The 25,989-nt window shown below is 34.3% G+C and carries 25 protein-coding genes; 24 read left to right on the top strand and 1 reads right to left on the bottom strand.

Features of this window, described 5'->3' with window-relative positions; translation table 11 throughout:
- The first annotated feature begins 66 nt into the window (after positions 1–66).
- The 4 genes from DWZ69_RS12105 (at position 67) to DWZ69_RS10575 (ending at position 3,222) form a co-directional block, all read left to right on the top strand.
- Positions 67–267: a hypothetical protein gene (locus tag DWZ69_RS12105; RefSeq protein WP_147337650.1), complete on the top strand. Its 201-nt coding sequence runs from the start codon at positions 67–69 to the stop codon at positions 265–267.
- 88 nt (positions 268–355) lie between these two features.
- Positions 356–1,393, top strand: coding sequence for an FtsX-like permease family protein (locus tag DWZ69_RS10585; protein WP_118437004.1), 1,038 nt, complete (start codon positions 356–358; stop codon positions 1,391–1,393).
- Positions 1,394–1,395: 2 nt separating this feature from the next.
- Entirely contained in the window at positions 1,396–2,550 is a 1,155-nt protein-coding gene (locus DWZ69_RS10580; RefSeq protein ID WP_118437002.1) for a hypothetical protein, read from the top strand.
- Between the two features lie 3 nt (positions 2,551–2,553).
- Positions 2,554–3,222 carry an ABC transporter ATP-binding protein gene (locus DWZ69_RS10575; protein WP_118437000.1) on the top strand — a complete coding sequence of 223 codons (669 nt, stop codon included), beginning with the start codon at positions 2,554–2,556 and terminating at the stop codon, positions 3,220–3,222.
- A 110-nt stretch (positions 3,223–3,332) separates the two neighbouring features.
- Here DWZ69_RS10575 and DWZ69_RS10570 read toward each other — a convergent pair whose 3' ends face one another.
- Positions 3,333–3,785 (bottom strand): CYTH domain-containing protein, encoded by a 453-nt coding sequence (locus tag DWZ69_RS10570; RefSeq protein WP_118437028.1) that lies wholly within the window; start codon positions 3,783–3,785, stop codon positions 3,333–3,335.
- A 375-nt stretch (positions 3,786–4,160) separates the two neighbouring features.
- Here DWZ69_RS10570 and DWZ69_RS10565 point away from each other — a divergent pair, with 375 nt between their 5' ends.
- The 20 genes from DWZ69_RS10565 to DWZ69_RS10475 all read left to right on the top strand — a co-directional run bounded on the left by DWZ69_RS10565 (position 4,161) and on the right by DWZ69_RS10475 (position 25,876).
- Positions 4,161–4,706 (top strand): DJ-1 family glyoxalase III, encoded by a 546-nt coding sequence (locus tag DWZ69_RS10565; protein ID WP_022165072.1) that lies wholly within the window; start codon positions 4,161–4,163, stop codon positions 4,704–4,706.
- 161 nt (positions 4,707–4,867) lie between these two features.
- Positions 4,868–6,148, top strand: a complete 1,281-nt coding sequence (gene tig / locus DWZ69_RS10560) for a trigger factor (protein WP_118000298.1) — start codon at positions 4,868–4,870, stop codon at positions 6,146–6,148.
- 35 nt (positions 6,149–6,183) lie between these two features.
- Positions 6,184–6,765, top strand: coding sequence for an ATP-dependent Clp endopeptidase proteolytic subunit ClpP (gene clpP, locus DWZ69_RS10555; RefSeq protein WP_022165074.1), 582 nt, complete (start codon positions 6,184–6,186; stop codon positions 6,763–6,765).
- A gap of 65 nt (positions 6,766–6,830) precedes the next feature.
- Positions 6,831–8,105 carry an ATP-dependent Clp protease ATP-binding subunit ClpX gene (gene clpX / locus DWZ69_RS10550; RefSeq protein ID WP_118436998.1) on the top strand — a complete coding sequence of 425 codons (1,275 nt, stop codon included), beginning with the start codon at positions 6,831–6,833 and terminating at the stop codon, positions 8,103–8,105.
- A gap of 36 nt (positions 8,106–8,141) precedes the next feature.
- Positions 8,142–10,454 (top strand): endopeptidase La, encoded by a 2,313-nt coding sequence (gene lon, locus DWZ69_RS10545; protein ID WP_118000292.1) that lies wholly within the window; start codon positions 8,142–8,144, stop codon positions 10,452–10,454.
- Between the two features lie 32 nt (positions 10,455–10,486).
- Complete coding sequence (gene yihA, locus DWZ69_RS10540; RefSeq protein WP_118436996.1) at positions 10,487–11,086, top strand: ribosome biogenesis GTP-binding protein YihA/YsxC; 600 nt, start codon at positions 10,487–10,489, stop codon at positions 11,084–11,086.
- Between the two features lie 3 nt (positions 11,087–11,089).
- Complete coding sequence (locus DWZ69_RS10535) at positions 11,090–11,614, top strand: DUF4364 family protein (protein WP_022165079.1); 525 nt, start codon at positions 11,090–11,092, stop codon at positions 11,612–11,614.
- 12 nt (positions 11,615–11,626) lie between these two features.
- A complete protein-coding gene (gene lepA, locus DWZ69_RS10530; RefSeq protein WP_118000290.1) occupies positions 11,627–13,441 on the top strand; it encodes a translation elongation factor 4 in 1,815 nt (604 codons plus the stop codon).
- 172 nt (positions 13,442–13,613) lie between these two features.
- Positions 13,614–14,885, top strand: a complete 1,272-nt coding sequence (gene hemW, locus DWZ69_RS10525) for a radical SAM family heme chaperone HemW (protein WP_243081048.1) — start codon at positions 13,614–13,616, stop codon at positions 14,883–14,885.
- A gap of 238 nt (positions 14,886–15,123) precedes the next feature.
- Positions 15,124–15,504 (top strand): hypothetical protein, encoded by a 381-nt coding sequence (locus DWZ69_RS10520; RefSeq protein ID WP_118436994.1) that lies wholly within the window; start codon positions 15,124–15,126, stop codon positions 15,502–15,504.
- A gap of 230 nt (positions 15,505–15,734) precedes the next feature.
- A complete protein-coding gene (locus tag DWZ69_RS10515) occupies positions 15,735–16,271 on the top strand; it encodes a TIGR00730 family Rossman fold protein (RefSeq protein WP_118436992.1) in 537 nt (178 codons plus the stop codon).
- 106 nt (positions 16,272–16,377) lie between these two features.
- Positions 16,378–17,211, top strand: a complete 834-nt coding sequence (locus tag DWZ69_RS10510; RefSeq protein ID WP_118000283.1) for a DegV family protein — start codon at positions 16,378–16,380, stop codon at positions 17,209–17,211.
- Positions 17,212–17,516: 305 nt separating this feature from the next.
- Positions 17,517–18,560 (top strand): heat-inducible transcriptional repressor HrcA, encoded by a 1,044-nt coding sequence (gene hrcA / locus DWZ69_RS10505; RefSeq protein ID WP_118000281.1) that lies wholly within the window; start codon positions 17,517–17,519, stop codon positions 18,558–18,560.
- A gap of 19 nt (positions 18,561–18,579) precedes the next feature.
- The gene (gene grpE / locus DWZ69_RS10500) at positions 18,580–19,206 is read left to right on the top strand and encodes a nucleotide exchange factor GrpE (RefSeq protein WP_118437025.1); all 627 of its coding nucleotides are present in this window, start codon (positions 18,580–18,582) and stop codon (positions 19,204–19,206) included.
- A gap of 42 nt (positions 19,207–19,248) precedes the next feature.
- Positions 19,249–21,102 carry a molecular chaperone DnaK gene (dnaK, locus tag DWZ69_RS10495; protein WP_118436990.1) on the top strand — a complete coding sequence of 618 codons (1,854 nt, stop codon included), beginning with the start codon at positions 19,249–19,251 and terminating at the stop codon, positions 21,100–21,102.
- A gap of 8 nt (positions 21,103–21,110) precedes the next feature.
- Positions 21,111–22,277 (top strand): molecular chaperone DnaJ, encoded by a 1,167-nt coding sequence (dnaJ, locus tag DWZ69_RS10490; RefSeq protein WP_118436989.1) that lies wholly within the window; start codon positions 21,111–21,113, stop codon positions 22,275–22,277.
- Between the two features lie 144 nt (positions 22,278–22,421).
- Positions 22,422–22,547, top strand: coding sequence for a hypothetical protein (locus DWZ69_RS12350; protein ID WP_279210266.1), 126 nt, complete (start codon positions 22,422–22,424; stop codon positions 22,545–22,547).
- A gap of 452 nt (positions 22,548–22,999) precedes the next feature.
- Positions 23,000–23,965 (top strand): 50S ribosomal protein L11 methyltransferase, encoded by a 966-nt coding sequence (gene prmA / locus DWZ69_RS10485; RefSeq protein ID WP_118436987.1) that lies wholly within the window; start codon positions 23,000–23,002, stop codon positions 23,963–23,965.
- A 17-nt stretch (positions 23,966–23,982) separates the two neighbouring features.
- The gene (locus DWZ69_RS10480; RefSeq protein WP_118436985.1) at positions 23,983–24,720 is read left to right on the top strand and encodes a 16S rRNA (uracil(1498)-N(3))-methyltransferase; all 738 of its coding nucleotides are present in this window, start codon (positions 23,983–23,985) and stop codon (positions 24,718–24,720) included.
- A gap of 1 nt (position 24,721) precedes the next feature.
- Entirely contained in the window at positions 24,722–25,876 is a 1,155-nt protein-coding gene (locus DWZ69_RS10475; protein WP_118436983.1) for a cysteine desulfurase family protein, read from the top strand.
- The last annotated feature ends 113 nt before the right edge of the window (positions 25,877–25,989 follow it).

Raw genomic sequence — 25,989 nt, 5'->3', positions numbered from 1 at the left:
CAATCTGTAAATTGTGATAGAATTATGGAGGTCTTGAAAAATGAAACAAAATTAAAGGGGGAACATATGATAAACATAGCAATATACAATCATGATGAAGATTATGTAAGACAAATCAAGAATACATTTCTAAAGTCAAATCTAAATAAAAATATAGTATTCCACAAATATAATTCAAAAGAAGATTTAATAAAAGCAATAAAGAGAGAACAAGACCCATATATAGTTTGTTCAAAATTAGGTTCGCAAATTAATATATTATGTTAAAGTATTGGACTCATAAGGCAAAAACATATGACACAAACAATAAGTGGGTATCAACAAAAAATACAGTTTGGAAGAAGTAGGAAATAAAGTGAAAAAAGTATATTTAGCTATTAATAACATAAGGTTGATGTTAAAAAATAAAAGTATAATGATGTTAATAATATTTACAAGTATAACTTTATCGGTTTTAGGAATATTATTTTATTCAGGATATTTTTTATACGATTATTACCAATCGCAAACTGAAAACCAGGTGGAAATTTATTTACAGAAATCAACACAGAGTTCGGATATTATTAGATTGATTGAGGATTTGTCTTTAAAAGAAAAGGATATATCAGATATGTGTGTGTCAAATGGTAAGTTATCAGAAGGTAAGCTTATAGGTGAATACAATAAAACATGGAAAGAGCATATGCTGGTAGGACAATGTTATAGTATTAATGACAATAGACCCTATTTATTAATGGCTGAATATCAAGTTGATAATATTGAAGGATACGAAAAACCAGTAGGTAAAAACATTAAAGTAGGTGGAAAAAAAATAAGAATTGGTGGGATAATTCCATATTCCCAATATGATAATTACATTTTGCCTGTTTATTATTATATTAACAATTATCCTACTGACTATATTATGATAAAGTATAATAATAGGAAAAACTCCTCAAAAATAGAAAAGACACTTGCGCAAAATACCATAGTAAAAAAGTATAATATGAAAAGAAGTACACCATTTTTATCAGAAGATTTCATGGGAGCTTTTGTTCAAATTTTATTGATTTTTGCAGCGGTTATAATAAATGTATTATGTATGACTTATGCATGGTTAAGTACATTTAATAGAAAGTTCAAAATCTATGCAATATGTGGAGCAACTAAAAAAGACATAATCCATATTGCGTTAACTCAAACGGTAATTCTTATGTTCAGTGGAGTTTTAGTGGGAAATATATTGTTTGCCATTTTAAAGATGACAATAAGGAAATATGAGATAGTATATCAACAAAATTATTTGCCATACATAATTATATCAGGGGTGGTAATTATTCTTTTGGTAGGCTTTTCATATATTCTGGCAAAAAAGGCAACAAAGTCAGAGATTATATATAATATAGTGGAGTGATTATGAATACATTAAGAATTGCATACAGATTAACAAAAAAAAGAAAATGGTCATTATTTTTATTAACTGTGGAAATAATAATATGCTCTATAGTTATATTATCCACTTTAGGAAAAATCTTTTATTACTTTGAGACAAAAGATTTGGCATATTCTTTTGATGGAAAAAACATATATTATTTTTCACCATATACATACTATGATGACTTTTCCGCTGAAGAGCTACTTAGTCAAAAAGGTTTTAAAAATGTAGAAGTTTGTGAAATGCATGAATTGAAGATAGAATCAAAAAGTGATAGCGCTATAGCAGTGATAGGATATGATGACATCATTATGAAGAAGTTAAAATTAAATATTATAGAAGGGCAAAATATATCGTCATATACAGGTGATAATATTCCGGTAATTGCTATGGGAAATCGATTTAGAGTTGGAGATACAATAGTATTGTCGGACAAACAAATTTGTGAAGTTGTAGGAAAAATCTCAGAGGATAGTAGTGTAGTTAGATTTAATGCGTCAGCGTCTTCAGGAAAATCCTCAATAGAAGAAATATTAGCGACGGTAAGAGGGTGTGATTTAATTATGCCGTATGGGCCAAATTGTAGCTATTATAACAATTCAGAAATTGTAAAAATGGATTTCCCGCAGGATTCCCAAATGATATATTGCAATGGTAAGAAATATCAAAGTGCTATAAAAATGTTAAGTGATTATGGTGCTATTACATCTGTAGAACAAATGCAGGAAAACTATAACAAAAGTAACAGGGAATTTCTTTTTACAAATGGAATTGTAGGAATAGTATTTTTGTTTCTTACAATGACAGGGATAGGTGGAATAAATTATATTCAAAGCAAAAATAATGATAAGTTTTATACTATTTTATTTATGTTGGGAATGAACAAGAATAAACGAATGTTAATTGAAACACTTAATACATTTTCAGTAATCGGAATTTCTGCTATTACAATGCTTATATTTGGTGGAAAAATTGCGGCAATAACATCACCTAAAGGAGTAGGTAGGATAGAAAACTGGATGTATATAGTGGTTGTTATAAACTTGTGCTTTATTTATGCAGTTTCATCTTTTGACTTTATAAAAAAATCAGGTAAAAGCAACATTATAGAATTATATAAGAAAAATAAGGAATAGAAAATGGGATTAGAACTTTCAAATATATACAAAGAATATAAAATAAATGGAGACAACGAAATTCAATCAGTGTTAAATGGTGTCAACTTAACTATTACTGATGGCGAAATGATAGCAATAATGGGTAAATCAGGAGCAGGCAAATCCACACTTTTACATATAATAGGCTTGTTGGATATATGCGACCAGGGGACCTACAAGTTAGATGGTGAAGACATATCTGATTTTACTAATAAACAAAGGGCTAAAATTAGAAATGAAAAAATTGGATTTGTATTACAGGATTTTGGATTGGTTGAGGACGAAACTGTTATGGAAAATGTATCTCTTCCGTTAATGTTAAGTAGAACTTCTATGAAAAAAATAAGAGAAGTAGCCTTAGAAAAAATGAAAAAAGTAGGAGTGGAACATTTGTCAAACAAAAAGGTATCTGTTTTATCAGGAGGCGAAAAACAGAGGGTAGCAATAGCAAGGGCATTGGTATGTGACCCTGAATATATAATGGCAGATGAGCCTACAGGGGCTTTGGACTCGGTAAATGCTGAAAAAATCATGTTAATACTATCGTCTCTGAATAAAGAAGGAAAAACGGTGATTATTGTTACACATGATGAGACCGTTGCAAAAAAATGCGGTAGAATAATAACAATAAAAGATGGAAAGATAGAATAACTAAATATTAAAACAGAATAATAAATAGCACCAGTTTGATGAAAAATAAAAAAAGATTAGTGGTATCAGTAAATTAATCTTATTTATTTTTGGCTGGTGCTGTTTTTTAATTATCCCTTAATCTGTGATAAATAGCTGTTGTGATATATTTTACTATATGTTACATCTTCTCCAAACCAGTCAGGCTTTTGAAAAGCATCAGCCTGTTCAACACTTGAAAATTCCACTTCAACTAAAAGCATTCCTGCAAATTTTCCTTTGAAAACATCTAACTCGGCGGTAAGTTTTCCGTCGTTAATTGGAATAAGATAGCGTACTTTTGAGATAATGTTGCCATCTGCTTTTTCTAACAAATGCTCATAACTTTTTTTATTCAGTGGAAGATTATATTCTTCTCTAGCCATCATGCCACTACCTTTGTAAGTAAGAACATAGTCATCATCCTGTTTTCTAATCCTAACAACAGGAGCAGTGTTAAGATATGCCTGTTCAATTACATGATGTTCGTAACTGTCCAAATCTTTTGGTAAATCTGTAGGTATAAATTTTTTTTCTATTTCCATTCCCATATTATAATGAAACCACCTTTCTTAGTAACCCTAAAATTTTCGCAATTTTATACACTGCTGTGAAAACATACAACATTACGAAAGCACGCTCCCGCTGCGTCCGCCTCGTAGCGGTTCTATCAAGCCGACTACGCTGCCTTGATGAACCGACGGGCTACCAGCACTTTCTTAAATGTTGTATGTTTCCCACAGCAGATATAATAAATTTATTACGAAAATATTTAATTAATAATTTTTTTACAATATTTTTTAGTATAACAAATATTATACCCTTATGATATAATTAAATTCGGTTATTTACTATTATACTTATGTTAATTATAGGTTAAATGATTATATTTGACACATTAAATAAACAGGAGGTTTTAAATGAAAACAGTATATGCATTTTTAGCAGACGGATTAGAGGAAGTTGAATGTTTGATGGTTGTGGATTTACTTAGAAGAGCTAAGTTGAATGTAGTTACAGTATCCATCAAGGAAGAATTAATGGTTGAAAGTTCTCATAAGGTTAAATTCTTTGCAGACAAGACAATAGATGAAATCGACTTTGAACAGGGCGATTGTATTTTCTTGCCGGGAGGAATGCCGGGAACAACAAATTTAAGTGAGTGTGGAACATTAAAGGACCATATCATTAAGTATAATGAACAGGGTAAGTGGTTAGCAGCAATTTGCGCGGCACCAAGTATTTTTAGCAGTCTTGGTATTTTGAAGGACAAGAGGGCAACTTCATTTCCAAGTTTTGCAGACAAGATGGAATGTAAGGAATATGGCGGTGGTGTTGTAAGAGACGGCAATATTATTACAGGAAAAGGTCTAGGAGTTGCATTAGAGCTTGGACTTGAATTAATCTCATGTCTTATTGATGAGGAAACAAGTGGCAAAATAGCTGACCAGATTCAGTATAATTAGTAGAATACTGTTGAAAATATGTGGTTTAAAAGGTAGTGACAAGAAAAAGAAAATATGATATAATCATACACTGCGTCAATAGGTTACTAGGCTATGACGAGTAAAATTCAATGAATTAAATGGGATACTCATACCCGTTTTTATAACAAGGAGGAAAAATAATGAGTTTACAGGTAGAAAAGTTAGAAAATAACACAGCAAAGCTTACTATTGAAGTACCGGCAGAAGAATTTGATAAGGCCATTCAGGCAGCATATCAGAAGAACAAGAATAAATTTAACGTACCAGGATTTAGAAAAGGTAAAGTACCTTACGCTATGGTAGAAAAAATGTACGGTGCAGGCGTTTTCTATGAAGAAGCTGCAAACGAATTAATTCCAGATGCTTATGCAAATGCAGCAGCAGAAAGTGAATTAGAAATCGTTGCTCGTCCTGAAATCAATGTAACACAGATTGAAAAAGGAAAATCATTTATTTTTGAAGCTGAAGTAACACTTAAGCCTGAAATCAAACTTGGAAAGTACAAGGGAGTTAAGGTTGAAGCTATGGACACAACAGTTACAGATGAAGATGTAGCTGCTGAACTTGATAAGGTTAAGGAACAGAACGCAAGACTTGTAGCTGCTGACGATAAGGCAGTTGAAGACGGAGATCAGACAACAATCGATTTCGAAGGTTTTGTTGATGGAGTAGCATTTGAAGGTGGAAAGGGTGAAGATTACCCACTTACAATTGGTTCACATTCATTTATTGATACTTTTGAAGAACAGCTTATTGGAAAGAAAGTTGGAGAAGAAGTAGAAGTAAACGTTACATTCCCAGAACAGTATCAGGCTAAAGAACTTGCAGGAAAGCCAGCAATGTTCAAAGTAACAATTAAGGAAATTAAAGTTAAGGAATATCCTGAATTAGATGATGATTTCGCACAGGATGTTTCAGAATTTGATACATTAGATGAATACAAGGCAGACATTAAGAAGAATCTTGAAGAAAAGAAAGCACAGGAAGCTGAAGCTGATAAGGAAAGCAAGGTAATTGAAGCAATCGTTAATGATTCAGAAATGGATATTCCTGAAAAGATGATTGAAGCTCAGTGCCAGCAGATGGTTGAAGAATTTGCACAGAACATTGCTATGCAGGGAATTTCTTTTGACCAGTATATGCAGTTTACAGGTACAACTGTAGATCAGCTTACAGAACAGGTTAAGCCACAGGCTGAAGCAAGAGTACAGTCAAGCTTAGTTCTTGAAGCTATTGTTAAGGCTGAAAAGATTGAAGCATCAGATGAAGAATTTGATGAAGAAATCAAGAGAATGGCTGAAAGATATCAGATGGAAGCTGATAAGGTTAATGAATTATTATCAGATGATGATAAGAAGAACATCAGAGCTGACATCTGTGCAAGAAAGGCTGCTAAGTTAGTAGTAGAAAAAGCTAAATAAGATATTTGTTAGCATTTATTAAGGAGGTATAGATTATGGCATTAGTACCTTATGTCATTGAACAGAATTCACGTGGTGAACGTTCATATGATATTTACTCAAGATTATTAAAGGACAGAATTATTTTCTTAGGAGAAGAGATAAATGATGCAACAGCAAGTGTTGTTGTAGCACAGCTTCTATTTTTAGAATCAGAAGATCCTGGAAAAGACATTCATATGTATATCAATAGCCCGGGCGGTTCTGTTACAGCCGGTATGGCTATTTATGACACAATGAATTATGTAAAGTGTGATGTTTCAACTACTTGTATCGGTATGGCGGCAAGTATGGGAGCATTCCTCTTATCAAGTGGTGCTAAAGGAAAGAGATATGCCCTTCCAAATGCAGAAATTATGATTCATCAGCCACTTGGCGGTGCACAAGGACAGGCTACAGAAATTCAAATAGCTGCAGAGCACATTTTAAAGACTAAAAAGAAATTGAACGACATTTTGGCAGCAAATTCAGGTCAACCCGTTGAAGTTGTTGAAAAGGATACTGACAGAGACAACTGGATGAGTGCAGATGAAGCTAAAGAATATGGTTTAGTAGATCAGGTAATTAAACAGAGATAGAATGAATAAGGCACCGCAATTACTGTGGTGCCTTATGTTCAAATTTAGATTAATGCGAGGTTATTATGGCAAATAAAAATATAACTGATAACAATTTGCGCTGTTCTTTTTGCGGTAGAAGTGAGAATCAGGTTAGAAGACTTATAGCAGGTCCGAACAATGCATACATTTGTGATGAATGTGTTGAGATTTGTGCAAGCATAGTTGATGATGAAATCTATGGTGATGAAAAGAAAAGTGCAAATGAGGAAATCAATTTACTAAAGCCTAAAGAAATAAAAGAATTCTTGGATCAATATGTTATTGGACAGCAGGAAGCAAAGAAAGTTCTTTCAGTTGCTGTTTACAACCATTACAAGAGAGTATTGGCGGACAAAGATTTAGATGTAGAATTACAGAAGTCAAATATATTACTACTTGGTCCAACAGGTTCAGGTAAAACATATCTTGCTCAAACATTAGCCAAAATTTTAAATGTACCTTTTGCAATTGCAGATGCTACAACATTAACAGAGGCTGGTTATGTTGGTGAAGATGTTGAAAATATTCTGCTTAAATTAATTCAGGCAGCAGACTATGATATTGAGAGAGCAGAACATGGTATTATTTATATAGATGAAATCGATAAGATTACAAAGAAATCAGAGAATGTTTCTATTACAAGAGACGTTTCAGGTGAAGGTGTTCAGCAGGCTTTGCTTAAGATTTTAGAAGGAACAGAAGCCAGCGTTCCACCACAGGGTGGTAGAAAACATCCACAGCAGGAACTTATCCCTATTGATACTACAAATATTTTATTTATTTGTGGTGGAGCTTTTGCAGGACTTGATAAGATTATTGAAAGAAGACTTGATAAGAGTTCAATAGGTTTCAATACTGAAATTGCTGAGAAATCTGAAATTGTTGAAGATGAATTGTTGAAGGAAGTTATGCCGGAAGATTTAGTTAAGTTCGGTTTGATTCCTGAATTTATCGGAAGAGTACCGGTAACAGTTACATTAGATTATTTAGATGAAAAAGCATTAGAAAAGATTTTAACAGAACCAAAGAATGCTTTAGTTAAACAGTATAAGAAATTGTTTGAGTTAGATGGAGTTAAACTAACATTTACAGATGAAGCGATAAACGCTATTGCCAAATTAACTGTTAAGAGAAAAACAGGTGCAAGAGGTCTTAGAGCAATTATTGAAAATGTTATTATGGATATTATGTATGAGACACCATCTGACGAATCAATAAAAGAATGTATTATAAATGAAGATGTGGTAAATGGATTAGCGGATCCTGAAATAATTTATAATTCGGTAATCCCTAAAAAGAATACTACAAAAAAGAAATAATTAGCCACATTTAAGTTGCTATTACAAGGAGAAGACATGTCAGAGAACTTAAAAACTTTTCCGGTTATACCATTAAGAGGCCTTACTATTATACCGGGAACAACTGTTCATTTTGACGTTCGCAGAAAAGCATCAATTGCAGCAGCAGAAGAGTCAATGATTGACGATAAAGAATTGTTTGTTGTTGCACAAAAAGACCCGGTGGAAGACACACCGGGTTTTGATGGTATATACAAGGTTGGAACAGTTGTAGTTGTAAAGCAGTTAAATAAACTTCCTGATGACGTGGTAAGAGTTATGGTGGAGGCAAAAGCTAAAGGAGAAATACAGTCTTTATACATGGCTGATGGACATTTTGCCGGGGAAGTTTCAATTATAGAAGAAGATAAAAATACTTTAACAGAGGCGCAGGAAGAAGCTTATGTTAGAGAATTAAGAGATACTTTAAAATTATTCGAGGGTAAGGTAAGAGAATTATCTCCTTCAAGTTTAAGAGGTTTGTTAGATATTAGTAATATTGAAACTCTAATGAACCAGATTTTAATGAGAATAAAAGTAGGATATAAATTAAAACAGGAATACTTGGAACAGAACAGTATTGAAGATAAATTTACTACTATATATTCGTTCCTTGCAAAAGAAAATGAAGTTGCACAGGTTAGAAATGAGATTATAGAAAAAGTTAAACAGCGTTTAGAAAAAAGTCAGAAGGAACATATTCTTCGCGAACAGATGCAGATTATCAAAGAAGAATTAGGGGATGACTTTGACGCAGAAACAGATCAGCTTGAAGAGAAGATTAATAATTTAAACGCAGATGACAGTGTTAAAGAAAAATTATTAAAAGAACTTTCAAGATATAAATCAGCCATGGGTAATCCGGCAGAAGGTAACATTATTAGAACCTATTTGGAAACAATGTTAGATTTGCCATGGAACAATGAAACAGAAGAAAATCCCAACCTGCAGAATGCAGAGGAAATTTTAAATAGAGACCATTACCAATTAACTAAAGTTAAAGAAAGAATTTTAGAATTTTTAGCTGTAAGACAATTGACTATGGCAAAGGGTGAGGCACCGATTATTTGTCTTGTGGGACCTCCGGGAACAGGTAAGACAAGTATTGCAAAATCAATTGCAGAGGCACTTAACAAGAAATATGTTAGAATATCATTAGGTGGTGTTAGTGATGAGTCAGAAATTCGCGGACACCGTAAAACATATTTAGGAGCAATGCCAGGTAGAATCCTTAAAGGACTAAAGCAGGCAGGAAGTTCTAATCCTTTAATTTTATTTGATGAAATAGATAAAATGGGACAGGGAGTTCATGGAGATCCGGCGTCAGCCTTATTAGAAGTGTTGGATTCAGAGCAGAACTCAAAGTTTAGAGATAATTACGCTGAAATACCAATTGATTTATCAAAGGTTTTATTTGTGGCAACAGCTAATGACGCAGGCACAATTCCAAGACCTTTACTTGACAGAATGGAAATAATAGAAATTGAAGGTTATACTCAAAACGAAAAATTTCATATTGCCAAGGAACATTTAATTAGTAAAGAATTTGAAAAAAATGGTATAAAGAAAAGCTGGTTATCCATCACAGATGAAGCAATTAACAGTATTATCCGCTACTATACAAGAGAAGCAGGTGTAAGACAGTTAGAAAGAGAAATTTCAAAGATTTGTCGCAAAGCAGCAGGTCTTATTATCAAAAACAACAAAAAGCGTTTAAAGGTTACTTCAAAGAATATTGAAAAATATCTTGGCAGAAAGATTTTTGACGATGACAAGGCTAATGAAAAGAATGATATTGGTATTGTAAGAGGACTTGCCTGGACAGCAGTTGGTGGAACAACTTTACAAATTGAAGTAAACACAATGCCTGGCAAGGGTCAGTTGAAATTAACAGGTCAGTTAGGCGATGTTATGAAAGAATCTGCACAGATTGCACTTTCTTATGTAAGAAGCATTGCAGGTAAGTATGGCGTGGCAGATGATTACTTTGAAAAACATGACATACATATTCATGTTCCGGAAGGGGCAGTGCCAAAGGATGGGCCGTCAGCAGGTATCACCATGGCAACAGCAATACTTTCGGCTGTTACAAACAGAGAAGTGAACTGTAAAGTTGCAATGACCGGTGAAATTAATTTACGAGGGAAGGTTATGCCAATTGGTGGATTAAAAGAAAAGTTATTGGCAGCAAAGAACGCAGGTATTAAGATTGTAGTAGTACCTAAGAAGAACAAATCAATGCTTGAAGAAATATCAAAAGAGATAACAGGCGGAATGAAAATTGTTCTGGCTGAAACAATGGATGATGTTATAAAGATTGCATTAGTTTAGAATTTGATTTACAGTGAAAGATAGGAGAGAAGATGATAGTTAAAAATGTTGAATTGGAAACAGTTTGTGGAATAACAAGTAAATTACCGGAAAATACAATGCCGGAAATTGCTTTTGCAGGAAAGTCAAATGTAGGAAAATCATCATTAATAAATGGTTTGGTTAATAGAAAAGCATTGGCTAGAACATCTTCTCAGCCGGGAAAAACTCAGACAATTAATTTTTACAATGTAAATAAGAAAATGTATTTCGTAGACCTACCGGGGTATGGTTATGCCAGCGTGTCTAAGGAAATAAAAGCAAAGTGGGGCAGGATGATTGAAAATTATCTTCATACTTCACAAATGTTGCAGGCAGTGTTTTTGTTAATAGACATAAGACATGAGCCATCAAAGAATGACGTTAATATGTATGAGTGGATTTTGGCAAACGGCTATGAACCGATTATCATAGCAACTAAGTTAGATAAGATAAAAAGAAGTCAGGTTCAGAAGAACATCAAAATGATTCGTCAGGGATTAAATGTAATTCCGGGAACAAAGATTTTACCATTCTCAGCTCAGACAAAGCAGGGAAAAGAAGAAATTTTACAGGTTATAGAAGAATTAGCAAAAGGTACAGTAGAGGAGTAGAATATGGCAATAGAAACAGAAACTTTATACAAGTTAATGATTATGCATATGTTAAATAAAGTAGAATTTCCATTGACTAACTCACAGATTGCACAATTCTTTTTGGAAAATGAATATACAAATTATTTTGCTGTGCAGAAAGCAATTAATGAACTTATTGAGGATGGGTTTGTTTTTTCAAATGTAAACAGAAATACATCATATTACCATTTATCATCAGAGGGGAGAGAGAGTCTTAAATTCTTCGAGAACAAAATACCTAACCAGGTTATTGATGATATAGATATGTTTTTGGTTGACAACAGATACGAACTTAGAAACGAGGTAGGTACGGTGTCTGATTATTACAGGGCTTCTAATGGAGACTATGTGGTACATTGTCAGGTAAAAGAAGGTGACAGCACGTTAATTGAGCTGAATATTTCAACCCCTGATAAGCACATGGCATCTAAGATGTGTACTAATTGGGAAGCAATGAACAACAGTCAAAAAATATATCAGTTTGTAATTGATAATCTTACTAAGTAATTGGAGGAAAAAGTGGCACATATTGATCAGAGTAAAATTAGAAATTTTTGTATTATAGCTCATATAGACCATGGTAAATCAACTTTGGCAGACAGAATAATTGAAATGACAGGTCTTTTAACAAACAGGGAAATGCAGGCTCAGGTTCTTGATAATATGGAACTTGAAAGAGAAAGAGGCATTACAATTAAGTCTCAGGCAGTTCGTACTGTTTATAAGGCAAAAGATGGCGAGGAATATATTTTCAATTTAATTGATACACCGGGCCATGTAGATTTTAACTATGAGGTTTCAAGAAGTTTGGCAGCCTGTGATGGTGCAGTGTTGGTAGTTGATGCGGCACAGGGCGTTGAGGCACAGACTTTGGCAAATGTTTATTTGGCATTAGACCATGACTTGGAAGTCTTTCCGGTTATTAATAAGATTGATTTACCATCAGCAGATCCTGACAGGGTAAAAGCTGAAATTGAAGATGTTATTGGTCTTGAGGCAGAGGATGCACCTCTTATTTCAGCAAAAACAGGATTAAATTGTGAGGATGTGTTAGAGGCAATTGTAAAAAATATACCGGCACCAACCGGTGATGCAAATGCACCTTTACAGGCTTTAATATTTGATAGTCTATATGACTCATATAAAGGGGTTATTGTATTTTGCCGTGTTAAGGAAGGTACAGTAAAACCGGGAATGAATATAAAAATGATGGCAACCGGTGCAGTGGCAAACGTTGTAGAAGTAGGATATTTTGGTGCAGGTCAGTTTATTCCATGTGATGAATTACCGGCAGGAATGGTAGGCTACATAACAGCCAGCATTAAAAATGTGTCAGATACAAAAGTTGGTGATACAGTTACAAATGCGGATGCCCCATGCGATAATCCGCTTCCGGGATATAAAGAAGTTCAGCCAATGGTTTATTGTGGCTTGTATCCGGCTGATGGAGCAAAGTATCCGGATTTAAGAGATGCTTTAGAAAAATTACAGTTAAATGATGCAGCGTTAAAATTTGAACCTGAAACATCAATCGCTTTAGGTTTTGGTTTCAGATGCGGATTCCTAGGCTTGCTCCATTTGGAAATTATTCAGGAAAGACTAGAGAGAGAATATGGACTTGACCTTGTCACAACAGCACCGTCTGTTATTTATAAGGTATACAAAGAAAATGGTGAGGTGATTGAACTTACTAATCCAACTAATCTTCCAGATCCAAGTGAAATCGCTTATATGGAAGAACCTATTGTTAGTGCAGAGATAATGGTTACAACAGAATTTATCGGTGCCATTATGGAACTTTGCCAGCAACGAAGAGGAACATATATTAGCATGGAATATGTAGAAGGACAAAGAGCACTCCTTAAATACGATATTCCATTAAATGAAATTATTTATGATTTCTTTGATGCTTTAAAATCACGTTCAAGGGGATATGCATCTTTCGATTATGAGTTAAAGGGATACGAACAGGCTAAGTTAGTTAAACTTGATATTCTTATTAATAAAGATGAAGTAGATGCTTTATCATTTATAGTTCCTGAAGCGTCAGCATATGAACGTGGAAGAAAAATGTGTGAGAAGTTAAAGAAAGAAATTCCAAGACAGATGTTTGAAGTACCTATTCAGGCAGCGGTTGGTAGCAAAGTAATTGCAAGAGAAACTGTTAAGGCAATGAGAAAAGACGTATTGGCAAAATGTTATGGTGGTGACATTTCCCGTAAGAGAAAACTTCTTGAAAAACAGAAGGAAGGAAAGAAGAGAATGCGTCAGGTTGGAAACGTAGAAATTCCACAGAGTGCATTTATGGCAGTTTTAAAATTAGATGAAGAATAAAATATATAGAAATATGTATTTGTAATTATAAGAATTTTTACAGTGCCAAAGAATACTAGATGTTAGTTTTCTTTGGCATTGTCAGGTTATATTATAAAATTCAGCTTTTGGCTAATCAAGTAAAAATGTAGTATATTGTGTTTTTATTAGGTGAAAATGAAGATTGGCATATATGTTGGAAGTTGAATGGATATACAGGGAAGGAAAAGAAATGAACAGTAAGCAGTTGGAAATATATATTCATATTCCTTTTTGCGTGAGAAAGTGTGATTATTGTGATTTTTTATCAATGAGCATGGATGAAGGTACAAAAAGAGAATATGTAAATGCTTTGGTTAGAGAGATAGAATTAAGCAAAGAAAAAATGGAAGGCAGGGTTATTACAAGCGTTTTCATAGGTGGTGGAACTCCGTCAATTTTGCAGGAAAATTTTATTACAAAAATTATGGAGGCAGTAAAAAACAATTGCCACTTATCTGATGATGCAGAGATTACTATTGAGTGTAACCCTGGAACTGTAACAGAAGCAAAATTAAACAGTTACAAAGAGGCAGGCATTAACCGAATCAGCTTTGGACTTCAGTCTGCAAATGATCAGGAACTTAAAAGTATTGGTCGTATTCATGATTTTGCAAAATTCAAAGAAAGTTATGAGTTGGCAAGAAAAGTAGGCTTTGAAAATATAAATGTTGATGTAATGAGTGCTTTACCGGGACAGACAGTTGAAAGTTACAAGCATACATTGGAGAGTGTGTTGGCAATGGAACCGGAGCATATTTCAGCTTATAGCCTTATTGTTGAAGATGGAACTCCATTGCAGGAAAGAGTCCAGGAGGCGGAAAGCAAAAATATTAATATTTTGCCGGACGAAGATGCTGAGAGAGAAATGTATTATTTAACTGAAAAAATGCTGGAAGAAAACGGATATGTACATTATGAAATATCAAACTATGGCAAGCCGGGATTTCAGTGCAGGCATAATATAGGTTATTGGAAGAGAGTGGATTATTTGGGCTTTGGTCTTGGCGCGGCTTCTTTATATAACGACAGCAGATACAGTAATACCGAAGATATTGATAAATACATTAGTTTGCTTTTGGATGGCAAAGATACAGATAGTGATTTTTACGGCGACAGTTTTATTTATCAGGATGACATCTGGGATATAACAGAGGATGCCATTTCTGTAATAGAAGGAAAAATCCAGCATTTAACAGAAAAAGATAAAAAAGAAGAATTTATGTTTTTGGGACTTAGAATGATTGAGGGAATTTCAAAAGAAGAATTTCATCAGGCATTTGACAGAAAATACGACAGCGTGTACGGAGAGGTAACAGAAAAATTAGTGCAGCAGGGACTTATAGAGGTCAATGGTGACAATGTACGTTTAACTAAAAAAGGCGTAGATTTAAGCAATTACGCAATGTCACAGTTTCTGTTGTAAGATTTATTTTAGTTTTATTTTAGTTTTGTGTAAGCTTATTATGTTTCGTGTAAGTTTACCAAGATTACATTGTGAACTTTGTGTGATAACTGTTTATAAATGTTGTTGGTAAAATTTGGTTATGATATACTTGTAAAGTCAAAAGAAATAGGGGGTGATATTGTAGATTAAGGAAAGAAAAAATAGAAATGAAACTATATGGTCAAGCAATATTATGAAAAGAAAACGAGGTAAAGAGATGGGAAAATACAAGTATTTGGTAATTTTTATTGCATTAGTTACTTTTGGATTAGTAGGTTGTGGAAATACTAATACCAGTGATAAGGGAACAGAAGCAACAACAAGTAGACAGGAAGTTGAAAGCTACGCAAAAAATCAAACCAGTGTGTTATGTGATTATTATAAGGATGAATCAGGAGTATGGCATGCTGAAGGAAAACAATATACTTACAGACTTATATTAACAGGAAAAAGTAAGAATGCTGCTAAAAAGTCTAAATTTGTGGTTCTTTCAAACAACAAAAATATTACTTTCCAAGATGTAGCAGATAGCATGTTATCAAATAATTCAGAAGACCGATTTGATGAAAACAAGACGATAATAGTTGAAATGGAATAATTGATAAATCAAAGAATTTGTGATGATTAATGATGTAACTTTGAATAAGAAGACAGCTCTTTTTTTGGAGCTGTCTTCTTATATAATAGAAAAAAATTGGAACTCCTATTAAATAAAAATAATTTGTTATGGATGCACACTAGAACGAAAATAAAATTCTTTGATTCTTTTGGAATAGATAGTATAATATAAAACATATTATAAATTACAAACGGAAAAGAGGGATTATTATGGACAGAAAAACAATATGCATTTACGGATCATTCTCACCTTACGTTTCAGAAGAAAAGTTAAAACCATATTATGATATGGGAAAGAAGTTAGGAGAAAAGTACGACCTTATTTATGGAGGTGGTGCAGATAGTACACTTGGATATATGGCAAGAGGAATGCACGACGGAGGTGCTTACATAACAGGTGTATATCCAAAGGCATTTAAGGATATGAACGTGTTCAAAGGATGTGATGAGGAAATTGTTTGTGATTCAATGGCTGAGCGCAAAGGACATTTTGAATCGGAAGCTGACGTGTTCATTGTTTTACCAGGTGGCGTTGGAACAATGGATGAGTTATTTGAAGCAATTGTATTAATCGAAAAGTATATGATTGAAGGAAAAGTAATTATTTTTAACCACAATGGTTTTTATGATACATTACTTAAATTTATGGATGAAATGAAGGAACAGGGAATGTTCCACTGCGATTTATCAAGGGTGTATAGCGTGGCAAATACATTTGAAGATATTGAAAAGATGATTGTGAAATAATAAAAATTTGACTAAATTGCAAATGTGTAGTAAAGTACAAAATACAAGCTGTTCATAAAGTAAACTATTGTGAACAGCTTTTGTTGTGGTTAAAAGGAGATACAGAATGATAAAATTTTTAATTGACTCAGGTTCTGATTGTAATAAGGAACAGTTACAGGAAAAAGGGATAGAGTACATACCAATAGCAATTAGTATAGGAGATAAGAGTTTTAGAGACGGCGAAATTTCTAAGGATGAATTTTATAAATTAACACAGGAATCAGAGGAGTTCCCTAAAACAGCGCAGCCATCACCGCAGGATTTTATTGATATATTTGAAAAAATTAAGGCAGATGGAGACGAACTTATATGTATTTTACTTTCATCAGGTTTAAGTGGCTTGATTCAAAGTGCCACATTAGCTAAGAACATGGTTGAATATGATAAGATACATATAGTTGATTCATTATCGGCTACTTTTGTTATCAAAGTTTTAGTTGATTATGGTATTCAGCTAAGAGACAGTGGGAAGACGGCAGAAGAAATAGTTGCTGCTATTAAAGAAATTCAGCCAAAGGTTAGAATGTATGCAGTGCTTGATACATTGGATAATTTGTATAAAGGTGGTCGCTTGTCAAAAATCGAAGCAGGAATTGGTACAATTGCAAAAATAAAGCCTTTAATTTATTTTACAGAAGATGGAAAAGTAGGTATTAAGGCAAAGAGCATTGGAAAGAAAAAAGCTTTAAATGATATTATGAAGTTGATTTCAAACGACACAATTAATACAGACTTCCCGGTTTACAGCATGTATTCAATAGGAACTGTAAATAATGAAACTTTTACAGACAGATTGAAAGAAGCTAATATTGAAGTTTCAGACAGATTACAGATTGGACCAACAATTGGTACACACATCGGACCTGAAGCATACGGAATTGTTTATGTAGCAGAGTAATTCTTGGTTTATGGTCTTATAAAAGAACAAGGAAAATAAGAAAATATAAAGCATTAACATAAAATCAATTAAAGTGTTTATGTTAAAGAGAATAAGAAAGTTGTTGTTAGGATAATATTCTATAGTTTAACGGACTTAAGAGTATTAAAATAATGACAACTTTTTTTAACATTTAATTTACAATTCTTTTTAAAATAAAGTGTTGACAAAGAATATTGATAGTGATAGATTAGACCATAGAAAAGATGTTAGCACTCAAACAACATGAGTGCTAATAATCTTAAAACCATAGAAAGGAGTAATCTATGGAACTGAATGAAAGAAAAGAAAAGATTCTGGATGCAGTAATTAGAAATTACTTAGAGACAGGGGAACCGGTTGGCTCAAGAACAATTTCTAAATACACAGATTTGAATCTTAGTTCAGCAACAATCAGAAATGAAATGTCTGATCTTGAGGAAATGGGTTATATAGTTCAGCCTCATACATCAGCAGGTAGAATTCCTACTGATAAAGGTTATCGATTTTATGTAGACCACATGCTCAAAGATAAGATGTCAGAATTAGATGAGCGTGAGAAGAAGGTTAGCGAGAAGGAAGACTTTTTAATTGAAAAAGTTGACAAGGTTGAGACACTTCTCCAGAATATGGCAAAGGTTTTAGCAAACAATACAAACTATGCCACAATGGTTTCTTCTCCAAAGTCTCAGGGAAACAAAATCAAATTCATACAGTTATCTGTACTTGAAGAAAAACAGTTGTTGTGCACAGTGGTTTCCGATAAGAACCATGTAGTGAATAAGATTGTTAATGTTGACAGAGTTGTAAGTCAGGAAATGATAGTGAGACTTAACGTGGCGCTCAATACAGCACTTGCAGGTTTGACTTTAGAGGAAATTAACTTAGGTGTTATTTCAGCATTGACTTCACAGGCAGGTGAATATGAGGATTTGGTTAATGAAGTGCTTAAAGCAATAACAGAAGCCATTTCCACTGAGGAGCAAATGAAGATTTACACATCAGGAGCAACAAATATTTTTAAATATCCTGAACTTAGTGATAAGGAAAGAGCAAGTCAGCTTCTTACCACACTGGAAGAAAAATCACAGTTAACAGAATTGATTAATGAAAGTGATGAGGAAACCGGAATTCAGGTTTACATCGGTGATGAGAGTCCGGTTCAGTCCATGAAGGATTGCAGTGTTGTAACTGCTACTTACGAATTAGAAGATGGTTTCAAAGGAACAATTGGTATCATTGGTCCAAAGAGAATGGATTATGAAAAGGTTGTTGAAACATTAAGAGTTGTAAAAGAACAGTTAAATGAAAACTTTAACGACAAAGAATAAATTTAGAAAGGAAAGTCCAATGGAAAAGGAAAATAAGGACTTGGAAGAAAACCAGGAAGTGGATGTAGAAGAAACATCTGCAGTGGAAGAGAACCAAGAAGTTGAGAATTCAGAAGAGAAGGCTGAAGAATCTAATGAAACACAGGAAACGGAAGATGCTTCAGAAGAGAAAACTGAAAAGAAAAAGAAAAAAGGCTTTAAGCGAAAAGATAAGAGAGATGAACAAATAGAAGAACTTAATGATAAATATCAAAGACTATTTGCAGAATTTCAAAATTTTAGAAGCAGAAGTGATAAAGAAAAAACAGCAATGTTTGAAACAGGCGCAAAATCAATTATTGAAAAGATTTTACCTGTAGTTGATAACTTCGAAAGAGGAGTTGCAGCACTTAGTGAAGAAGATTTAGAATCACCTGTAGGACAGGGAATGAATCTTATATATAAACAGTTACTTCAGACTCTTGAAGATATTGGAGTTGAAGCAATTGAGGCGAAGGGAAAGGAATTTGATCCTGAACTTCACAACGCTGTAATGCATGAAGACAATGACGAACTTGGTGAAAACGTTGTGTCAGAGGAATTACAGAAGGGTTATAAATACAGAGATACAGTGGTAAGACACAGTATGGTAAAAGTAGCTAATTAGTTTTATTTGAAATAATCATATATTTATTAGGAGGAAAATAAAATGGGAAAGATTATTGGTATTGATTTAGGAACAACAAACTCATGTGTAGCTGTTATGGAAGGTGGAGAACCTACAGTTATCACAAATGCAGACGGAGCAAGAACAACTCCATCAGTAGTAGCATTTAAGAAAGATGGAGAAAGATTAGTTGGTGAGCAGGCTAAACGTCAGGCTGTTACAAACGCAGAAGGAACAATCTCATCAATTAAAAGACATATGGGAACAGATTACAAGGCAAATGTAGCAGGAAAAGAATATACACCACAGGCTATTTCAGCTATGATTCTTCAGAAGTTAAAAGCTGATGCAGAAGCTTACCTTGGTGAAAAAGTTACAGAAGCTGTTATTACAGTACCTGCTTACTTTAACGATGCTCAGAGACAGGCTACAAAAGATGCCGGTAAGATTGCAGGACTTGATGTTAAGAGAATTATCAACGAGCCAACAGCAGCAGCTTTAGCTTATGGCCTTGATAACGAAGGCGAACAGAAGATTATGGTATACGATTTAGGTGGTGGTACATTTGATGTATCTGTTATCGAAATCGGTGATGGTGTAATCGAAGTTTTAGCAACAAACGGTGATAACAAACTTGGTGGTGATGACTTTGATAAGAAAGTTATGGACTACATGGTAGCAGACTTTAAGTCAAAGACAGGAATTGACCTTTCAGGTGACAAGATGGCTATGGAAAGAATTAAAGCTGAAGCAGAAGATGCAAAGAAGAAACTTTCATCAGCTACTCAGGTTGAAATTAACATCCCATTCATTACAGCAAATGAACAGGGACCACAGCATTTAAATATGACACTTACAAAGGCTAAATTTGATGAATTAACAAGAGACTTAGTTGAAAGAACAGCAATCCCTGTACAGAATGCTTTAAAGGATGCAGGAATTTCAGCATCAGAACTTAGCAAAGTATTATTAGTTGGTGGTTCTACAAGAATCCCTGCTGTACAGGATAAGGTAAAACAGTTAACAGGTCATGAACCTTCCAAGAAGATGAATCCTGATGAATGTGTTGCACTTGGTGCTTCAATTCAGGGTGGTAAATTAGCAGGTGATGCAGGTGCCGGCGATATCCTTCTTCTTGATGTAACTCCACTTTCATTATCAATTGAAACAATGGGTGGTGTAGCTACAAGACTTATTGAAAGAAATACAACAATTCCTACAAAGAAGAGCCAGATTTTCTCAACAGCAGCAGACAACCAGACAGCCGTTGATATCAATGTTGTACAGGGTGAAAGACAGTTTGCCAGAGATAATAAATCACTTGGTCAGTTCAGACTTGATGGAATTCCACCAGCAAGAAGAGGTGTTCCACAGATTGAAGTTACATTCGATATTGATGCAAACGGTATCGTAAATGTATCAGCTAAGGACCTTGGAACAGGTAAGGAACAGCACATCACAATTACAGCAGGTTCAAATATGTCAGATGAAGATATTGATAAGGCTGTAAAAGAAGCTGCAGAATTTGAAGCAGCTGACAAGAAACGTAAGGAAGCAATTGATGCTAAGAATGAAGCTGATTCAATTATTACACAGACAGAAACAGCAATGAATGAAGCTGGTGATAAATTAGCAGATGCTGATAAGCAGGCTGTTCAGGCTGACATTGATGCATTAAAAGCAACAGTAGCAGCAATTGGTGAAAATGAACCAACAGATGCTCAGGTTGAAGAATTAAAGGCTGGAAAAGAAAAATTAATGAATTCTGCACAGCAGTTATTCTCAAAGATGTATGAACAGGCACAGGCTGCAGGAGCACAGGGTGCAGGTCCTGACATGGGAGCAGGTTCAAAACCGGAAGATGATGTAGTAGATGGAGACTTTACAGAGGTTTAAAATAGATCATGGCAGATAAAAGAGATTATTATGAAGTGCTAGGCGTTGATAAGAACGCTGACGAAGCAACAATAAAGAAAGCATATAGAAAATTAGCCAAGAAATATCATCCCGATGCAAATCCGGGTGATGAGGAAGCTGCCACAAAATTTAAAGAGGCATCTGAAGCATACGCAGTGCTTAGTGATGCAGACAAGAGAAGACAGTATGACCAGTTTGGTCATGCTGCCTTTGATGGTGGTGCAGGTGGCTCCGGCGGATTTGATTTTAACAATTTTGACTTCGGTGATATTTTTGGCGGAAGTGGATTTGGAGACATTTTTGGCGACCTATTCGGTGGCGGTGGACGTAGAGGCCCTAGCAATGGACCAAGACGTGGAGCCGACGTTAGAACAGGACTCCGTATTACTTTTGAAGAGGCTGTATTTGGCTGTAAGAAAGAAGTTACAATTAACTTTAAGGAAGAATGTAGCACTTGTAAAGGTAGTGGAGCAAAGCCAGGCACATCTCCTGAAACATGTAGCAAATGTGGTGGTAAAGGACAGTATGTATCACGTCAGCAGACTATGTTTGGCATGATGCAAAGCACACAGGTTTGCCCGGACTGTAATGGTACAGGTAAAGTCATTAAAGAAAAATGTCCGGACTGTCATGGAGTAGGCTACAAGTCTACAAGAAAGAAAATCATAATTGATATCCCTGCAGGTATAGACGATATGCAGAGAATCAGAAAAACAGGAGAAGGCGAGCCTGGAACAAATGGTGGTCCAAGAGGTGATTTACTTGTAGATATCAGAGTAATTCCAAGTAATGAATTTGAACGTAATGGAATGGATTTATATACAACAACATCTATATCTTTTGCACAGGCTGCTTTAGGTGGCGACATTCGTGTTAAGACAGTAGATGGCGATGTTAAGTTCAACATTAAGCCTGGAACACAAACAGGTACCCGCATTAGATTAAGAGGAAAAGGTGTATGCAATGTACACAATCAGAATGCAAGAGGTGATCAGTATTCAACGTTAGTTGTTAAGGTTCCAACAAAACTTAACAATGAACAAAAAGACTTAATCAAGAAACTTGACGAGATTTCAGGAAATTCATTAAAGGAATTTGATGATAACAAATCAGAACACGAGAAAACAAAAAAGAAGAAAAAGAAATTTTTCTAGTTTAGGAAATATGGATGGAAAAGAGCTGTGCTTTAACAATTTAGAGTTGTTAAGGCACAGCTCTTTTGTTTATATCTTATTTGTGTGGCTCTATTCATTCTTTTGTCTTTTGGCTCAATTTGCTATTGTTCGGGGGATACAGTTATGGCAGGTATTATGGTGTTTCCACCCCTAAGGAGTCATAACAATCTAAAAGGGGTGGAAAAAACTGAAAGTATAGAAAAATATGAGAAGAGAAAATTGAAGAAATGTCAGGAAATCCACCCCTAAGGAGTCATAACAATCTAAAGGGGTGGAAAAAACTGAAAATATAGAAAAATATGAGAAGAAAAAATCGAAGAAATGTCAGAAAATCCACCCCTAAGAAGTTATAACAATCTAAAGGGGTGGAAAAAACTGAAAATATAGAAAAATATGAGAAGAAAAAATCGAAGAAATGTCAGAAAATCCACCCCTAAGAAGTTATAACAATCTAAAGGGGTGGAAAAAACTGAAAATATAGAAAAATATGAGAAGAAAAAATCGAAGAAATGTCAGAAAATCCACCCCTAAGAAGTTATAACAATCTAAAAGGGTGGAAAGATTGAAAATATCTAAAAATGATAAGAAAACAAATGACAAGAAAATTGATAAATTTGCTTAAATTCTCTATGTGTGTTATGATATTTTAGTTTTATAGTAATAATTTATAAATATGAATTGAAAAGAAGATTGGAGTTTCTATGAAGTGGAATAAATATAGATTGAAAACTACAACACAGGCAAGTGATTTCGTGTGTAGTATTTTAATTGATCTTGGAATAACAGGTATGGAAGTTGAAGATAATATACAACTAACAGAGGAAGAGAAAAAAGCACAATTTATAGATTATTTAGCAGATTTGCCGGAAGATGATGGAACAGCTTATGTAAGTTTTTACACAGAGGAAGATTCACAGGATGCGGACAATGAAAAGTTACTTGATACTTTGAGAGAAAAGTTAAAAGAAGCAAAGTCATTTCTAGATGTAGGTGAAGGCACAATCGAGAAAACTATGACAGAAGATGTAGACTGGGTAAACAATTGGAAGAAATATTTCAAGTCATTTACAGTAGATAATTTCTTCATTAAGCCTACTTGGGAAGAACTTGATGAAAGTCACAAGAACATGGAAATGATAGAAATTGATCCGGGAACTGCATTTGGCACAGGAAAACATGACACAACTCAGCTTTGTATTAAGCAGCTTATAAAATATGTAAAGCCGGGAGATAAAGTTTTGGATTTAGGTTGCGGAAGCGGCATACTTTCAATTGTTGCAAAAAAACTAGGAGCAGCAGAAGTTACAATGACTGACATTGACCCGGCGGCAATTGAAGCTGTAGGAGAAAATTTTGCAGTAAATAAGATGTTAATGGACGATGTGGAAGTGCTTGCTGGAAATGTATTGGAAGATACAAAAATGCAGAAAAAATTTGAAACAGAGAAATATGACATTGTTGTAGCAAACATTTTGGCTGACGTAATTATTCCAATAGCAGGAATAGTTGACAGATTTTTAAAACCAAACGGCATATTTATTTCATCAGGAATTATTTATATGAAAGAAGACGATGTAAAAGAAGCCGTAAAAAAGAATGAAAATTTACAATTAACAGATGTGGTAAAGCAGGGCGATTGGCGCACAGTTATGGCAAAATTACAGTAAAATATTTAGGAGAAAAAATGTACAGATTTTTTGTTGAACCAAATCAAATTGGGGAAGAATCAATAGTAATAGTTGGAAAAGACGTGAATCATATAAAAAATGTTTTGCGTATGAAAATTGGCGAGACAATCTTAATAAGTGACGGAAGTGACAAGGAATACATTTGTAGTGTGGAGAAAATTGCAGATGATGAAATCACAGCAAAAATAGAAGATATTAATGGCGAAACAAGAGAGTTACCAATTAAAGTTACTTTGTTTCAGGCATTGCCTAAAGGTGACAAAATGGAAACCATTATACAGAAAATGGTGGAACTTGGTGCTTATCAGATAGTGCCAATGTCAACAAAACGTTCCGTAGTGAAATTAGATGCAAAGAAGGCAGTTAATAAAGTGAAACGCTGGAATGCCATTGCGGAAAGTGCCGCAAAACAGTCAAAGCGCGGTATTATACCGGAAGTAGCAGAGGTTCATACTTTTAAAGAGGCTGTGGAAAAAGCAAAAGAACTGGATATGATTCTCATACCTTATGAAGAAGCAAAAAATATGGTATATACAAGAGAGATTATTTCAAAAATTGAACCAGGTATGTCTGTGGGAATTTTTATTGGCTCAGAAGGTGGTTTTTCTAAAGAGGAAGTTCAAACAGCAAAAGACAATGGAGCAGAAGAAATAACTCTTGGTAAAAGAATATTGCGTACAGAAACGGCGGGTATGACAGTGATGGCTGTTTTAATGTACTTAATGGAGGAATAAAATGGAAGCATATTTTGATAATTCAGCAACAACCAAGGTATCTGAAGCTGTAAAAGATATTGTTGTAAAAGTAATGGTGGAAGACTATGGAAATCCATCGTCAATGCACATGGTTGGCGTTAATGCTGAAAAATATTTAAAAACAGCTCAGGAAAATATAGCTAAAATATTGAAGGTAGACCCAAAGGAAATTTATTTTACATCAGGTGGTACTGAGTCAAATAACTGGGCTATTAGAGGTGCAGTGGAAGCTAATAAGCGAAACGGTAATAAAATTATAACAACAATGGTTGAGCATGCTTCCGTAAAAAGTCCAATGAAGTATCTTGAAAATCAGGGATACGAAGTAACGTATTTGCCCGTTGATGAGTATGGCGTTGTTAGCATTGATGCTTTAAAAGAAGCAATGAGCGAAGATACAATTTTAGTTTCAATAATGTATGTAAACAACGAGGTTGGAGCTATTGAACCTGTTGAAGAAATAGGTAAGTATATAAAAAGTGTAAATAAAAATGTTATTTATCACGTTGATGCAATTCAGGCTTTTGGTAAGCTGGAAATAAAGCCAAGAAAAAGCAACATTGATGTATTGACGGTTAGTGGTCATAAGATTCATGGACCAAAGGGAACAGGTTTTATGTACCTAAAGAAAAATGCGAAAGTTAATCCATTTATTTTAGGTGGTGGTCAGCAGGAAGGAATGCGTTCAGGAACAGAAAATGTTCCGGGAATTGCAGGTATCGGACAGGCAGCAAAAGACTGTTATGATAATTTGCAGGAAAATGTTTCTAAAATGACAGAGTTAAAAGACTACCTAATTGACAGTTTGCAGACAATTGATGGTGTGAAAATTAACAGTCGAAAAGGGGCAGATGGTGCACCACACGTTGTAAGCGCAAGCTTTAGTGGAGTAAGAAGCGAAGTTTTATTGCACGCTCTTGAAGATAAATGCGTTTATATTTCAGCAGGTAGTGCATGCTCTTCAAACAAGCCAGCCATTAGTGAAACTTTAAAGGCAATGGGCATTGGCAAGGATTTACTTGGTTCTACAGTTAGATTTAGTTTTTGCAAAGACAACACAAAAGAAGAAATTGATTACGCCGTAGAGCAGTTAAAACAAATGTTACCAATTTTGAGAAAATACGTGCGTAGATAGAATGGCACATAAACGTAAGCACAGAAAATTACCGAAGAATAATATAGGCATAAGAGTGCATATATCGATATAGAACCATACAAGAAGAGCACGTTTGATTATCGAAAAAACAC

It is taken from the genome of Eubacterium sp. AF34-35BH (genome assembly GCF_003477765.1).
Classification (GTDB): domain Bacteria; phylum Bacillota; class Clostridia; order Lachnospirales; family Lachnospiraceae; genus Eubacterium_G.
The sequence above is the reverse complement of the archived record's forward strand: the minus strand, read 5'-3'. Positions and strand labels throughout refer to the sequence as shown.

Bases quoted from the DNA above. Each gene is read 5' to 3' on its own strand.
- DWZ69_RS12105 (WP_147337650.1), top strand. From the start codon at position 67: ATGATAAACATAGCAATATACAATCATGATGAAGATTATGTAAGACAA.
- DWZ69_RS10580 (WP_118437002.1), top strand. From the start codon at position 1,396: ATGAATACATTAAGAATTGCATACAGATTAACAAAAAAAAGAAAATGG.
- DWZ69_RS10575 (WP_118437000.1), top strand. From the start codon at position 2,554: ATGGGATTAGAACTTTCAAATATATACAAAGAATATAAAATAAATGGA.
- DWZ69_RS10570 (WP_118437028.1), bottom strand. From the start codon at position 3,785: ATGGAAATAGAAAAAAAATTTATACCTACAGATTTACCAAAAGATTTG.
- DWZ69_RS10565 (WP_022165072.1), top strand. From the start codon at position 4,161: ATGAAAACAGTATATGCATTTTTAGCAGACGGATTAGAGGAAGTTGAA.
- tig (WP_118000298.1), top strand. From the start codon at position 4,868: ATGAGTTTACAGGTAGAAAAGTTAGAAAATAACACAGCAAAGCTTACT.
- clpP (WP_022165074.1), top strand. From the start codon at position 6,184: ATGGCATTAGTACCTTATGTCATTGAACAGAATTCACGTGGTGAACGT.
- clpX (WP_118436998.1), top strand. From the start codon at position 6,831: ATGGCAAATAAAAATATAACTGATAACAATTTGCGCTGTTCTTTTTGC.
- lon (WP_118000292.1), top strand. From the start codon at position 8,142: ATGTCAGAGAACTTAAAAACTTTTCCGGTTATACCATTAAGAGGCCTT.
- yihA (WP_118436996.1), top strand. From the start codon at position 10,487: ATGATAGTTAAAAATGTTGAATTGGAAACAGTTTGTGGAATAACAAGT.
- DWZ69_RS10535 (WP_022165079.1), top strand. From the start codon at position 11,090: ATGGCAATAGAAACAGAAACTTTATACAAGTTAATGATTATGCATATG.
- hemW (WP_243081048.1), top strand. From the start codon at position 13,614: ATGTTGGAAGTTGAATGGATATACAGGGAAGGAAAAGAAATGAACAGT.
- DWZ69_RS10520 (WP_118436994.1), top strand. From the start codon at position 15,124: ATGGGAAAATACAAGTATTTGGTAATTTTTATTGCATTAGTTACTTTT.
- DWZ69_RS10515 (WP_118436992.1), top strand. From the start codon at position 15,735: ATGGACAGAAAAACAATATGCATTTACGGATCATTCTCACCTTACGTT.
- DWZ69_RS10510 (WP_118000283.1), top strand. From the start codon at position 16,378: ATGATAAAATTTTTAATTGACTCAGGTTCTGATTGTAATAAGGAACAG.
- hrcA (WP_118000281.1), top strand. From the start codon at position 17,517: ATGGAACTGAATGAAAGAAAAGAAAAGATTCTGGATGCAGTAATTAGA.
- grpE (WP_118437025.1), top strand. From the start codon at position 18,580: ATGGAAAAGGAAAATAAGGACTTGGAAGAAAACCAGGAAGTGGATGTA.
- dnaK (WP_118436990.1), top strand. From the start codon at position 19,249: ATGGGAAAGATTATTGGTATTGATTTAGGAACAACAAACTCATGTGTA.
- dnaJ (WP_118436989.1), top strand. From the start codon at position 21,111: ATGGCAGATAAAAGAGATTATTATGAAGTGCTAGGCGTTGATAAGAAC.
- DWZ69_RS12350 (WP_279210266.1), top strand. From the start codon at position 22,422: ATGGCAGGTATTATGGTGTTTCCACCCCTAAGGAGTCATAACAATCTA.
- prmA (WP_118436987.1), top strand. From the start codon at position 23,000: ATGAAGTGGAATAAATATAGATTGAAAACTACAACACAGGCAAGTGAT.
- DWZ69_RS10480 (WP_118436985.1), top strand. From the start codon at position 23,983: ATGTACAGATTTTTTGTTGAACCAAATCAAATTGGGGAAGAATCAATA.
- DWZ69_RS10475 (WP_118436983.1), top strand. From the start codon at position 24,722: ATGGAAGCATATTTTGATAATTCAGCAACAACCAAGGTATCTGAAGCT.